Below are 12,968 nucleotides of genomic sequence, written 5' to 3'. Positions count from 1 at the left end.
CGTCGGGCTGGTGTGCGTGTGTTTGCAGTTGCTGGCGGAGTTGTTCGGTGCAGCGTGGGCCGATGGCGGCGGCGAGGTCGGCGATGGCGAGCAGGGGTGGGGTGTGGTGGAGGGTGAGGCGGATGGGTTTGCCGAGGTAGTGGAGGGTGAGGGGTGGTGGGGGCAGGGTGGTTTTGGTGTTAGCGGACATGGATTGCTCTCCGGATAAGGTGATACGACAACCACCTTCGTCGCCAAACGAGGGTGGCAGACCAAAGCAGGGTTGGCGAACCGGTATCCGGTACCGGCAGACTTTACGGTCTCCCCACTCGGTCCGCCATAAAACCAGAAAACGAACGCGAGAAAAGAAGCCGCACGGAGGCGGCTTTTAGTCCGGATACTGAGGGTCGCCAAACCCGTTGCGCTTTTGTGCGCAATCCAAAGAGGCTAATCAGCAGGGCCGGAAGCGGCAAGATTAGAGGGCAGTCAAAACACTGGCAAGTGGTGCAGGTAAGGCAGTTGAGTCCGCTGGCGCGGATGATGTTTTGTGTTGCCGCGTCCGCGCGGCGGCGGGGAAGGGACCTTTGCTTGGCCAAAGGCCCCTTCCAACCCCAAAGGCCACCCCACAAGCATGGCCTTCGGCTGCCCGACAGGTCCCGCCCGGGGCGAGGCGCGCCTGAACTCGCGATTTGCTAACGTCAAATCGCTCAGACAGGGCAGGCGCTTAAAACCTCGCCCCGGCCACCCGTCGGCATGCTTGACGGGGCCGGTGGGCGCGTTGGTGCGGTGGTTATCTATCTGATCAAGAACATCTGTCGGAGCTAGCCCAGTTCCGTCAGCGCGAGCCGACGCAGACGGGCAGTGCAGGGTTTTAAGCGGCTGAATATTTGAGTACGGCGAATATAGCACGGTCCGAGTATAGCTGCGCTTTGGGCTGCATTGCAGGGGGTATGAATTCGACGCGTTGTAGGTAACCTCGAGAAATTATTCGAAATCAAATTGAAAATCACCTTGATTGTTGTCGAACGGATTTTGCAGGTCTGAAAGAATTTCTTGTCTGTTGCAGTGTCTTAAGAAAAAATATAACGAAGAGTCAATTACTTTAAGTATTTTTCCTGCTCGATCATAGTCAACAAATGGAGGTTGAATTTTTTTGTTTATTTGATGTTGCGTTATATTGTGTAAGAATGCACCAAGATCGCCAGATCGTACATCATCGGCTCGATGGTGCATTTCTCTGATTTTTTCTAATAAGGTTGATCTTAAGAGTCCTTGCTCTATGCTATCTAAGTCAATAGTTAATAATAGTTTTATTAAATAGTATGGAAATGCTAATGATAATTTCCCACTTTGGCTGCTTGTTTTCCTTGTGATGTCAATAAATGATTCAAAGTTTCTGACGTGCCTTACTCCATACTCTTTTGCTTTCTTTTGAATGGCAAGTTCTAGGTGTTGTTCAGTAATTACGGTTGGCTCTCCGGTGGTTGTTGATTCAATGCCAGCACTTAAGCAGCAATGCTTGCAGACTTCTTGAACAACTCCTATGCTATCAAAAGAAGATTTAATTAGTTTGTCTTTGATTTTTGAAAAATCTACGTTGAGTAGCTTTTCTCCTTTTTCAATTACTTTGAAGAAGTCTTCTAAATGCCATGGCTCGACAGGTATTTCTGTAATTCTATCTAAAAGATCTCCATTGAATTGAACGAGTCTATTGGCTTCTCTCCATATTCCAAGAATTATAAAAATAATTCCGTGATCTTGGAATACTCTAAGATCATATGAAAGGATTTCTTGAACCTCTAGTGTTAAGTAGTGGAAGTTTTCAATGACAATGTATCTTCCATTTAAAGTTTTTCCGAGAATTTCTGAAACATCTTGCGCTAGCTCTAAATTATATTCAACAAGAATCTCTTTTATTATCTTTGCGTTTTGATTTTTATCTTGTATTTCGGCACTCGCGTTTGTGTCACCCATGAATGGGATTTTTACCTTAAATCCAGCTGAAACTTTTCCCCCGTGTTCTTCGCGGAGTTCTGTTGTTTCGCTTTCAGTAAAGCGGATGTTTAATTGTCTTAGAACAGATTTGTAAATGTCAGATGGGTTTGTTTGTGGGGAACATTCTACTTTGACATAATTTCCTTCTGAAATATTATTTAGTATTAAGGATGTTTTTCCTTGTTTGGATGAGCCGTAAACAATAACTTCATTTCCTTCTATAATCGCCTCTTTGAATGACTGATCTACATGTTGTCGCTCTATGTATGAGAGAATTAATTTGCTTCTGACGCCAAATACATCATTGGTTTGATAGATCATTGTTTTTCCAAAATTAGTTATTGCTGTTAATTTAAAAATATTGCTTGCGCTTTGTGAGCTATTTGCTTGTGGTTGATTTTCTGTTTCGCTCTGTCAGAGTTACTGTTTGATTGTTTTTAACTCCGTTTATGAAAGAATCTGTATTTTTGGAAAATGCTCCATCTGATAGTTTGTCAAGTTGAACGTAAAAACTAGTTCCTTTTGTTTGAAAAACCTCATCTGCAAGGCCATCGAGGTTATAGTAATATTTGCTTTTTAACTGTTCTTCATAATTTTCAAAATCAGTTTGATTTCCATTCATTAATGCACAGTAAAAATTGCCTCTTTGCGCATCTCTTGCAATAGTTTCTATATTTTTTATTTTGGATAGTCGTATAGCTTTTGAGAATTTAATTTTAGCTGCTTCGCAGTCATCTGATAGCAAATCAATCCATCCTGATGTTTGTATCCGGATTGGTGTTTCTGGAATGGATACATCGTATCTTGATGGAAAGTCAGATAGTATATTTTTATTTTCATATGCGTACTGCGAATTGGCTACTGCGTACAATAGTATGTCGTAGAGCATAAGCTTTGCAGGTGTGTTGAAATATTCCTTGTTGATGTTTGAGCTAATTGATTTCCATATGGATATAGTTTCGTCATAGTTGCCGTTTGCATTGCTTACGGATAAGTCCATTATTATGCTTCTTTGCCTGACTTGCTCTGAAAGTAATTGGTTGAAATATTGTGTTCCGCCATATATTGCCCCAATAATGACAATGATTCCACCTGCAATTTCAATCGAAGATTTTGATTGTTTTAACCAATTAAACATGTTGACTCCATTTTGATGGTGTTTTGTTGTATTGAGCTGATGTGACTAGTTCTTAGGGATTTTTAATTTCTCATCGTATGCCCTGACGAGTGGTAGTTTTTTAACTGTTCAGAAAAAATTTCAATCCAATGAAGAGGCTTGATATCTAGGTATGTATTAGAACTTAGGCATATTTTACTGAAATTTTAATGTTATGTCATAAGATGGGCGTGGCAACTGGCTACACCATTGCTCTTTGTTAATTGGTGATTGTCCTTTCAATGCAGATTTGGTCATTTGCATCGTGCCCCAGACAACTTAGAGTTTGATTTTGAAGTAGTGGTACTCCAAACAAAAACGCATTCCCCCTTCTACTCATACCGGCTGTGCCTCTGCCAGCACCTCGGCACGGAATTTCAATGGCAGGTCATCAGGGGTCAGCAGGTCGACATGCAAACCCAGCAGCGTCTCCAGCTCGACTTGCAGGCCGCCAAGATCGATCAGCGTTGCACCGGGCAAGGCATCTACCAGCAGGTCGATATCGCTGCCTTCGTGGTCGGTGCCGTGCAGTACCGAGCCGAATACGCGTGGATTGGTGGTGGGGAATCGGGCTACCGTAGCGCGGACAGCTGCGCGCTGCATTTCCAGCACAAGGGAGGGGCGCATGGGCATTCTTTCAGGTAGAAAGCTGCTGAAATGTTAAGCGATCAACCATGGCACTCCAAGGACTATTTTCCAGTACGTGCATGCAGCTATCCGTTTGGTCTTGCTGCACCTTGTCCGCCTTTCTTTCATGCCAGTTGGCGATAGCTGCCACAAAAAAGCCCACCATCCGGTGGGCTTTCCCGTTTAGACAAGGCAAGCCATGCCTGGCTTGTCATTGCGCCAACCCGCTACACCGAAAACTTCCCCGCCAGCTGCGTCAACTGCGATGACAGGGTTTTCAGGCGGTTTACGGTTTCGCTGGAGCTTTGCACTACCCGGCTGTTTTCCTCCGACATCCGCGCCACTTGCTCCACATTCCGCGCAATATCCTGGCTGGTCTGGCTCTGCTCGCTCAGGCGGGTGCGGATATCGGCCACCGCCACGCATGCCTGGTTGATCTGCTCCCGGATGGCATCCATCACCTGATGCGCCTGGTCAGCCTTGCTTTGGCCTTGCTCCACCGTGCCACGGCTGCTGCTCATGTGCCCTGCCACATGCTGGGTGGTGCCCTGAATTTCCTGCACGATGGTGGTGATTTCGGTGGTGGAGTGGGCGGTGCGTTCCGCCAGTTTGCGTACTTCGTCGGCGACTACGGCAAAGCCGCGTCCGGCCTCGCCGGCGCGGGCGGCTTCAATGGCGGCATTCAGGGCCAGCAGATTGGTCTGGTCGGCCACTTCGTGAATCACATCCACAATGGTGACGATGGACTCGGACTGGCGGGTGAGCTTGTCGATGGTGCCGGCCACTTCATTGATGGAGGCCACAATGCTGCTCATGCTGTGGCCTGCATCGCCTATCACTTCCACCCCGGTGAACGACTGGCTGACTGCATGGCGGGTCAGCTGGTCTGCCTGTGCCGAACGGTCGGCACTCACTGACAGGCTGGTGCTCAGTTGTTCCACTGCGGCGGCCATGTCCGAGGCGGCGTCATGTTGCTGTTCGCTGCCGCGCGCGACATGGCGGGCACTGCTGGCAACTTCGCTGGCTGTTTCATCCAGCTGATGCGAGGTGGCAATCAGGCTGCTGACGGTTTCGTGCAAGTTGTTGCGCATGGTGCGTATCTCGGCCAGCAGGCTGTCTGTTGCTTCGTCACGCAATTTGATTTCGGTATCCAGTCTGCCGCTGGCAATCTGCTGCACCACTTTTTGCACGTAGAAGGGGTCGCCACCCAGTTGCATGGTGATGGACATGTAAAGCGTGACAAACAGATAGGCCGACAGCAGCAGGGTGAACAGGGCGCAGGCCATGTAGATGTTGCGCTGGAGCAGGATGTGTCCCAGCCGTACATGCAGCAGGGATTCAAGCTGATCCAGGGTCACTTGCTGCAGTGCCAGTGCGCTTTGTATGGTGCCCTCTTGCAGGCCGCCCGCAGTTGCTGCGCTACCGCTGATGGCCTTGTCCAGCTGCAGGCCGTTGGTTTTGGCCTGGGCAACATGCTGTGCCTGCTTGCCGGCGAGCGTTTCTTTCAGGCCGGGGTTGTAGGCGATGGCTTTGGCAAGGTCGTCCTGCATGCCGGACAGTGCATCATCCAGCAGGATGCGCAGCTCCACGGCGGTGTCGTGATCCTTGGCACCAAGCGGCTGGCTGGCCGAGCGCTCCAGCAGGGCATTGGCGCGGGTGGCGCGTATCAGCCAGTTGGGCCATTTCACCGTGACGGTGTCCATCAGATAGTAGGTGTCGATGTCCGGGTCCAGGGTGAGGTTGGATTGGTCGCTCACCTTGCCGATATGGTCATTCAGCGCGTCGGTCAGCTTGTCCAGATTGTCGGTGGAGGGGCTGGTCCTGGCGGTCTGCCAGGCGGCATTCAGGCTGTTCCAGCTGGTTTCCACGCCCAGTTGCGGGCCAATTCCGGTTTGCACGGCATTCACCGCGCCCCAGGCCTGTTCCAGATTGGCCGCGCGGGCCTGTCCTTTTTCTGCCAATACCCGTTGCTGCTGGATTTGCGCCAGCAGGGCCATGGCTGGTTTCAGGTATTGCGTGCCTATCAGTTCCTTGCTGGAGAAGTCGGCATTGTCCTGATTGCTGCGATACAGCCCATAAGTCAGATAGGACAGCGCAATGGCAAATACCGCCGCGATGATGGCAAACCGGCTTGGGTAACTCATCCGCCGCATGGCTTTGGCTACGATCTGGAACATGGCATTCTCGCTAATTACCGTGATGAATGGATGGCCTGCAGAAGATGGCGGGATTGGATTATTTGTTGATTTTCTTATTACGCTTTTTTTATTGGATGAATGAAATTTGTTGCTGTAATTGTCCTGTGCTGATGCAGGTAAAACATTGATCCGGATGAAACGATACGGTTAATCATTGTCTTGCTGCGTGGCTCCTGATGATGTTGTCCATTCAGCATAGGAAATATTGCAGCAGAATGCAGGGAATCGGCCTAATCTGTTTGATTTTGTAATTGGCGGGAATAGTGTTTCAATTTGTGCTGACAAGTGCATGTCAGCCGTCGGTACTCTTTACGCTGGCTTTGGATGGCGATTGTTGCCGTCGGGTTACCCTGGCTTGGCCATGAAGCGGGGCGATGACGGCAGCTTGAGCCGTGCTGGGTGTGCTTGCGGTGAGGGGGTGCTGGAATGTGCTGGCCGGGGGGATGAAGGACGCCGGTTTTATCGGTGATCAAAGGCGTCCAGGCTTTTCAAGCTGCCGGCTTGTTGCATTTGACTGATTGCCTGATTGATTCTGCGCATGGTGCTGAATTCAATATTGCGATTGCAGGCGATTCTCAAATAGGGATCGCCAATATCAAAGTAGCGGTAAAGTTCGGTGTTGCTGATTTTATTGGCCTTGATGGCGGCAATGTAATCGGCTCTGGAGATGGCAATCAATTGAACACGCCCTTCCTTGAGCATGCTGACCATGGTGGATGATCCATTCACTGCTGTGTGGCGGATATGCTTTTCCTCCAGGATTTCCTGCACGACCGTTCCGTTGCTGACGGCAAGGCTTTGCTCACGGATATCCTCCAGTTTATCCAGCTTTTGGTGTGCGTAACTCAAGCCGTAAATCGATATTTCATTTTTGCAATCGGTTTGGACCAAACGTATTGATAAAGATATTTATCGCTTTGTCTGCGTGCACCCATGCAATATTCCTTGCTGTGCAATACCGTCGACATGGCGCGCGGAATGGGGACGATCTTGAAGTCGGCGGGAATCCGGGCGGAATGGAAGATTCTCTTTTCCTGGTTGAGCAGAATGCCAGCCGGTTTGCCTGTTTCGGTATCCTCGTAGGAAAACGGCGGGATGTCCGGCAGTAGAATGGTCAGCGCCAGCGTGGCCTTGGAGAGCAGCAAGAATGGTAATGGCGAGGAAACGTTCACACCCCATCTCATGTATGACTCCAGTCTTGTTCTGATTGCATGAAAAAACCCCTGCTACATCACCATAGCAGGGGTTCTGGCTGAAAGCAGATGGTCAGGCCAGCTTGGCCAGCTGACCTTTCACCTTGTCCATCTTGTCGTTCAGCTCGGCCAGTTGCGCCTTGTCACGCTCCACCAGATGCGCCGGAGCCTTGTCCACATAGCCCGGTTTTTCCAGCTTGGCGGTCAGCTTGGCCAGTTCCGCGTCCAGCTTGCCCAGTTCCTTGGTGAGGCGGGCGGTTTCGGCGGCCTTGTCCACTTCCACCTTCAGCATCAGGCGGGCGTTGCCGGAAATGGCCACCGGGGCGTCGTCCGCCGGCAGAGTGGCAACAATGCTGCCCTCGGTCAGGCGGGCCAGCAGCTTCAGGTAAGGGATGAAATCCGCTACCGAGGCATCGCTGGTTTCAATGAACAGCGGGGCCTTCACAGCCGGGCCGATGCCCATTTCGCCACGCAGGTTGCGCACGGCGTTGACCATGTCCTTGAAAGCATCCATGCGCGCGTTGGCCGCGGCATTGATTTTCTCCGGCACGGCTACCGGCCATTGCGCAAGCATGATGGAGTCGGTCTTCTTGGCATTGGCCAGCGGGGCGACGGTTTGCCACAGCTCTTCGGTGATGAAGGGCATCAGCGGGTGGGTCAGGCGCAGGGCCACTTCCAGCACGCGCACGATGGTGCGGCGGGTGGCGCGTTGCTGGGCTTCGTTGCCGTTTTGCAGCTGTACCTTGGCCAGTTCCACGTACCAGTCGCAGTACTCGTTCCAGATGAATTCGTAAATCACCTGGGCGGCCAGGTCGAAGCGGTAGGTTTCCAGCGCATTGGTGACATCGGCTTCGGCCTGTTGCAGACGGCCGATGATCCACTGGTCAACAAAGCTGAATTCCAGCGGCAGGCTTTCGTCCTGACCGCAGTCCTTGCCTTCCACGTTCATCATCACGAAGCGGGTGGCGTTCCACAGCTTGTTGCAGAAGTTGCGGTAGCCTTCTGCCCGCTTGAAGTCGAAGTTGACGCTGCGGCCCAGGGTGGCGTAGCTGGCCATGGTGAAACGCAGGGCGTCGGTACCATAGGCCGGAATGCCTTCCGGGAACAGCTTTTCGGTGGCCTTGGCAATGGCCGGGGCTTTTTCCGGGCGGCGCAGGCCGGTGGTGCGTTTTTCCACCAGCGGTTCCAGCGCGATGCCGTCAATCAGGTCCACCGGGTCAATCACATTGCCCTCGGACTTGGACATCTTCTTGCCTTCGTGGTCGCGCACCATGCCGTGGATGTACACGTCGCGGAACGGCACCTTGCCGGTGAAGTGCTTGGTCATCATGATCATCCGGGCTACCCAGAAGAAGATGATTTCATAACCGGTCACCAGCACATTGGAGGTGACAAAGGCGTTCAGTTCCGGCGTTTCTTCCGGCCAGCCCAGGGTGGAGAAGGGCACCAGCGCGGAGGAGAACCAGGTATCCAGCACGTCCTGTTCGCGGCGCAGGGTCTTGCCCGGTGCCTTGGCCTGGGCTTCGGCTTCACTGCGGGCAACCACGATATTGCCGTCTTCGTCATACCAGGCCGGAATCTGGTGGCCCCACCACAGCTGACGGGAGATACACCAGTCCTGGATGTTCTTCATCCACTGGTTGTAGGTATTGACCCAGTTTTCCGGGATGAAGCGCACTTCGCCGGATTCCACGGCTTCAATGGCCTTCTGGGCGATGGACTGGCCGGTAGCGTCGCCTTCGCCCACCTTGCTCATGGCCACGAACCACTGGTCGGTCAGCAAGGGTTCGATGACGGTGCCGGTACGGTCGCCGCGCGGCACCATCAGCTTGTGCGGCTTGGTGTCCAGCAGCAGGCCCTGGGCTTGCAGGTCGGCCAGCATGGCCTTGCGGGCTTCCTGGGTGGTCAGGCCGGCGTAGGCTGCCGGCAGCTCGATGCTGCCCTGGGCGCTGCCGTCAAAGCCGAAGATCTGCGCCTTGGGCAGGATGGTGGCTTGCAGGCTCATCACATTGATGAGCGGGGTGTTGTGGCGCTTGCCCACTTCGTAGTCGTTGAAGTCGTGCGCCGGGGTGATCTTGACGAAGCCGGTGCCGAATTCCTTGTCCACATAGCTGTCGGCAATCACCGGGATGGTGCGGCCGGTCAGCGGCAGTTGCAGCTGTTTGCCCAGCAGGTGCTGATAGCGTTCGTCTTCCGGGTTGATGGCCACGGCCACGTCGCCCAGCAGGGTTTCCGGGCGGGTGGTGGCAACTGTGACAAATTCGTCGCTACCGACTACCGGGTATTTGATGTGCCACATGTGGCCGTCTTCTTCCTCGGAAATCACTTCGAGGTCGGAGATGGCGGTACCCAGCTTGGCATCCCAGTTGGACAGGCGCTTGCCGCGGTAGATCAGGCCTTGTTCGTACAGGCGCACGAAGACTTCGGTCACCACTTCGGCGCGTACGTCGTCCATGGTGAAGTATTCACGGCTCCAGTCCACCGAGCAGCCTACGCGGCGCATCTGGCTGGTGATGGTGCCGCCGGATTTTTCCTTCCATTCCCACACCTTGGCGGTGAACGCTTCGCGGCCCATGTCGTGGCGGTTGATGCCTTGTTCGGCCAGCTGGCGTTCCACCACGATCTGGGTGGCAATGCCGGCATGGTCGGTGCCGGGAATCCATACCGTGTTGTCACCCTTCATGCGGTAGTAGCGCGTCAGGCCATCCATGATGGTCTGGTTGAAGGCGTGGCCCATGTGCAGGGTGCCGGTAACGTTGGGCGGCGGCAGCTGGATGGCGAAGGACGGCTTGGTGGTGTCCATGCTCGGCTTGAAGTAGCCGGCCTGTTCCCAGTGTTGGTACCAGCGGCGTTCGATATCGCCCGGTTCAAAGCTCTTGGCAAGTTCCATGGTGGTGAATGGTGCGTCTTATGCTGAAAAAATGGGTCGATTATACCCTTTTTTGCGGTGTTCTCCGAGCCAGTGCACGCTGACGCCTGCTTGTCGGTTTAATCCAACCGTTACTGACATAAAGTTCAGCTTCGTCAATAATGAAGCCAACTTTCTTGATGGACAGCAATTCGCCATGACTAGCGTTGCACCCCGGATTCTAGTGATCGAGGACAGCCTGATGCTGATCCGCCCGTTGTGCCGTCTGGTCAACAAGCAGGGCTTCACTGCCGTGCCGGTGACCAGCCTGGCCGAGGTGCGGCAGGCACTGGCCGAGGACCCGCGCTTCATGGCGGCGGTGGCCGATTACTGCCTGCCCGATGCCCCCAATGGCGAGGTATTGCCCTTGCTGCTGGAAAACCGCATTCCCACCGTGGTGCTGACCGCGCACAACGACATGCAAACGCGCGAGCGGGTGCTGTGTATGCCGGTGGTGGATTACATCCCCAAGGAAAGCCCGTCCGCCTTTGAATACGTGATGAAGATGCTGCGGCGCATTCGTGTCAACCCGGGTATCAAGGTGCTGGTGGTGGACGATTCACAGGCGGTACGCCAGTTTTTGCGCATGCAGCTGGAGCGCCATCTGTATCAGGTGATCGAGGCCCCTGATGCCGAGCAGGCACTGGCGCTGTTGCGGCGCGAGAGCGATATCCGGCTGATTCTGACCGACCACGACATGCCGGGCATGGATGGTGTGCGCATGACCAGCACGGTGCGCCGTTTCCTGGACCATACCCGGCTGGCCATCATCGGCATTTCCGGCAGTCAGGACCCCACCATGACGGCCCGTTTCATCAAGGCAGGGGCGGATGACTACCTGCAAAAGCCTTTCAATTACGAAGAGTTTTTCTGTCGCGTCACGCGCAATGTGGAGTTCGTGGAAAACCTGCAGGCACTGCAACAGTCCGCCAACAAGGATCACCTGTCCGGCCTGTCCAACCGGCGACACTTTTTCGAACAGGCCAGCGGGCTGCGCCACAATATCGGCGTGGCGGTGCTGGACATCGACCTGTTCAAGCGCATCAACGACAGTTATGGACACGATATGGGCGACCGGGTGATCTGCCAGACGGCGCGCTTGCTGGAGTCCTTTTTTCCGGATGACATCATTGCCCGCTTCGGCGGCGAGGAGTTTGTCATCCTCACCCAGCAGGTTGACCCCGCGGTGATGCTGGCGCAGCTGGACAAGCTGCGTCGCGCACTGGGCAATCTGGCCATCACCACCCCGCAAGGGGATTTGCGCTTTACCGTCAGTATCGGCATGGCTGCGATGGAGGAGGGCGATCTGGGCAGCCTGCTCAAACAGGCGGACAACTTCCTGTATCAGGCCAAGCATGGCGGGCGTAATCAGGTGTGTGGTGGCATGGTGGGTATGCCGCAGGGTGCGTCGCCCGCTACGCCAGCCTGAGCGGACCGGCTGCTGCTGCGCAATGCCGCAGCAGCTTTGTGCTCAGCGTTTATTAATGAACGGCAGAGCGAGAAAACAGGTTCAGCACCAGCACGCCGCCAATAATCATGGCCATGCCGATGATGGCGGGCAGGTCCAGCTTCTGGCCGTACAGCTGCCAGGCCACCACAGAGACCAGCACGATGCCCACGCCGGACCAGATGGCGTACACCACCCCCACCGGCACATGGCGCAAGGTCAGCGACAGCATGTACAGCGACAACATATAACCGGCGGCCGTCAGCAGCGAAGGCCCAAGCCGGGTAAAGCCTTCGGTCAGTTTCATCGATGAGGTGGCCACCACTTCAGCCAGAATGGCAATGCTCAGGAAAATCCAGGCCTTGTTCATGTCGGTCTCCCTTGGTTATTTGCTTTGTGTTGCCACAGTTTGCCTGCCTTGCATGACACGCTGACGTAGCCGGTCATAAGCCAGGTTGAATACATAGGTGTAAGGCAGGAAGAAGGCGAAAAAGCCCAGGTCCAGCAGCAGGGCCTGCCATAGCGAAACCTGCAGCCACCACGCGGCCAGCGGCACCAGCATCACCACCAGTCCGCCTTCAAACAGCACAGCATGGGCACTGCGTACCCACACCGTCCGCTGCAGGCCCCAACGTCGTTCCGCTCGCTCGAACAGGGCGTTGAACAGCATGTTGAACAACATGGCCACGCAGGACATCATCAGCGCCAGCGCGCCCATCTGGCCCATGCCGCTGCCGGTCAGCAGGGCGGCCAGTGGCACCAGCATCACCATGGCGCAGACTTCATACAACACGGCATGCAGAATGCGTTCACCGATGTGCTTGTTGTTGCTGGCAGACATGGTGCGGTCCTTTCCCGTAGTGGTGTCAGGTGGGTTCGGGTGACATTCTGATTGGTTTGTCGGATAGTTAAAAAATAAAATCCATCGGAGAAACCGATATGTCATGGTCGCTAGATGCCATTGCCGCCTTCAGCGCCGCGGCCGAGCTGGGCTCGTTTTCTGCTGCCGCGCGCCGTCTGGGCAAGAGTCAGTCCACCATCAGCGAGGCGATTGCCAACCTGGAAATCGACCTGGGCGTCAGCCTGTTCGAGCGCAGTGGCAGACAGCCGGTGCTCACCCCGGCCGGGCAGCAATTGCTCAGCCATGCCCGCCAGTTGCTGGAGGCGGGCGATGCGCTGAGCCGGGTGGCCGGGCTGTTGGCAGGCGGGCTGGAGCCGCGGCTCACCATCGTGCTGTCCGATACCTTTCAGTCCGAATCTCTGGAACAGATGCTGCGGCTGTTCGAGCAGCAATTCCCGGCACTGGAGCTGGAAACGCTGGTAGCCGAAAAAGAGGACGTGATAGACCTGGTGGAAAGTGGCCGTGCCCAGCTGGGTTTTGTCTCCGGGCTGGCGCGCTATCCGGCGGATATCGGCTGCTACCCCATGCCCGGATGCCAGCCAGAGCAGCCTGTATGCTCAGCAG

At 54.4% G+C, this 12,968-nt stretch carries 12 protein-coding genes; 3 read left to right on the top strand and 9 right to left on the bottom strand.

Going from position 1 to position 12,968, the window contains the following annotated elements; translation table 11 throughout:
- The coding region (locus AWT75_RS21760; RefSeq protein ID WP_161937783.1) for a hypothetical protein at positions 1-208 on the top strand (208 nt) is incomplete at its 5' end.
- A gap of 755 nt (positions 209-963) precedes the next feature.
- Here AWT75_RS21760 and AWT75_RS21445 read toward each other — a convergent pair.
- The 7 genes from AWT75_RS21445 to AWT75_RS19265 form a co-directional block, all read right to left on the bottom strand.
- Positions 964-2,295 (bottom strand): hypothetical protein, encoded by a 1,332-nt coding sequence (locus AWT75_RS21445; protein WP_153013393.1) that lies wholly within the window; start codon positions 2,293-2,295, stop codon positions 964-966.
- A 58-nt stretch (positions 2,296-2,353) separates the two neighbouring features.
- Positions 2,354-3,112, bottom strand: a complete 759-nt coding sequence (locus tag AWT75_RS21440) for a hypothetical protein (protein ID WP_153013392.1) — start codon at positions 3,110-3,112, stop codon at positions 2,354-2,356.
- A gap of 354 nt (positions 3,113-3,466) precedes the next feature.
- Positions 3,467-3,757 (bottom strand): nucleotidyltransferase family protein, encoded by a 291-nt coding sequence (locus AWT75_RS19285; protein ID WP_062791270.1) that lies wholly within the window; start codon positions 3,755-3,757, stop codon positions 3,467-3,469.
- Positions 3,758-3,984: 227 nt separating this feature from the next.
- On the bottom strand, positions 3,985-5,934 hold the full coding sequence (locus AWT75_RS19280; protein WP_062791268.1) for a methyl-accepting chemotaxis protein: 1,950 nt from the start codon (positions 5,932-5,934) through the stop codon (positions 3,985-3,987).
- 480 nt (positions 5,935-6,414) lie between these two features.
- Entirely contained in the window at positions 6,415-6,804 is a 390-nt protein-coding gene (locus AWT75_RS19275) for a type 2 periplasmic-binding domain-containing protein (protein ID WP_062791266.1), read from the bottom strand.
- The gene (locus AWT75_RS21435) at positions 6,801-7,127 is read right to left on the bottom strand and encodes a hypothetical protein (protein ID WP_153013391.1); all 327 of its coding nucleotides are present in this window, start codon (positions 7,125-7,127) and stop codon (positions 6,801-6,803) included. The genes AWT75_RS19275 and AWT75_RS21435 overlap by 4 nt, the downstream gene beginning before the upstream one ends.
- Positions 7,128-7,221: 94 nt before the next feature.
- Positions 7,222-10,038 carry a valine--tRNA ligase gene (locus AWT75_RS19265; protein WP_062791262.1) on the bottom strand — a complete coding sequence of 939 codons (2,817 nt, stop codon included), beginning with the start codon at positions 10,036-10,038 and terminating at the stop codon, positions 7,222-7,224.
- Positions 10,039-10,213: 175 nt separating this feature from the next.
- On the opposite strand from AWT75_RS19265, the gene AWT75_RS19260 reads away from it, so the two are divergent.
- Positions 10,214-11,485 (top strand): diguanylate cyclase, encoded by a 1,272-nt coding sequence (locus AWT75_RS19260; RefSeq protein WP_062791260.1) that lies wholly within the window; start codon positions 10,214-10,216, stop codon positions 11,483-11,485.
- A gap of 52 nt (positions 11,486-11,537) precedes the next feature.
- On the opposite strand, the gene AWT75_RS19255 is transcribed toward AWT75_RS19260, so the two are convergent.
- Together AWT75_RS19255 and AWT75_RS19250 are read right to left on the bottom strand one after the other, a co-directional pair.
- Positions 11,538-11,873: a DMT family transporter gene (locus tag AWT75_RS19255; RefSeq protein WP_062791258.1), complete on the bottom strand. Its 336-nt coding sequence runs from the start codon at positions 11,871-11,873 to the stop codon at positions 11,538-11,540.
- A 15-nt stretch (positions 11,874-11,888) separates the two neighbouring features.
- Positions 11,889-12,344 (bottom strand): multidrug/biocide efflux PACE transporter, encoded by a 456-nt coding sequence (locus tag AWT75_RS19250; RefSeq protein WP_062791256.1) that lies wholly within the window; start codon positions 12,342-12,344, stop codon positions 11,889-11,891.
- A 98-nt stretch (positions 12,345-12,442) separates the two neighbouring features.
- Between AWT75_RS19250 and AWT75_RS19245 the strand changes: the two genes are divergently transcribed.
- On the top strand, positions 12,443-12,968 hold a 526-nt coding region (locus AWT75_RS19245), incomplete at its 3' end, for a LysR family transcriptional regulator (RefSeq protein ID WP_153013390.1).

Origin of the sequence: Aquitalea pelogenes (genome assembly GCF_001515305.1) — a bacterium.
Lineage (GTDB): Bacteria > Pseudomonadota > Gammaproteobacteria > Burkholderiales > Chromobacteriaceae > Aquitalea > Aquitalea pelogenes.
The sequence above is the reverse complement of the archived record's forward strand: the minus strand, read 5'-3'. Positions and strand labels throughout refer to the sequence as shown.

Coding starts and splice junctions, on each gene's coding strand:
- AWT75_RS21445 (WP_153013393.1), bottom strand. CDS start 2,295: ATGATCTATCAAACCAATGATGTATTTGGCGTCAGAAGCAAATTAATT.
- AWT75_RS21440 (WP_153013392.1), bottom strand. CDS start 3,112: ATGTTTAATTGGTTAAAACAATCAAAATCTTCGATTGAAATTGCAGGT.
- AWT75_RS19285 (WP_062791270.1), bottom strand. CDS start 3,757: ATGCGCCCCTCCCTTGTGCTGGAAATGCAGCGCGCAGCTGTCCGCGCT.
- AWT75_RS19280 (WP_062791268.1), bottom strand. CDS start 5,934: ATGTTCCAGATCGTAGCCAAAGCCATGCGGCGGATGAGTTACCCAAGC.
- AWT75_RS19265 (WP_062791262.1), bottom strand. CDS start 10,038: ATGGAACTTGCCAAGAGCTTTGAACCGGGCGATATCGAACGCCGCTGG.
- AWT75_RS19260 (WP_062791260.1), top strand. CDS start 10,214: ATGACTAGCGTTGCACCCCGGATTCTAGTGATCGAGGACAGCCTGATG.
- AWT75_RS19255 (WP_062791258.1), bottom strand. CDS start 11,873: ATGAACAAGGCCTGGATTTTCCTGAGCATTGCCATTCTGGCTGAAGTG.
- AWT75_RS19250 (WP_062791256.1), bottom strand. CDS start 12,344: ATGTCTGCCAGCAACAACAAGCACATCGGTGAACGCATTCTGCATGCC.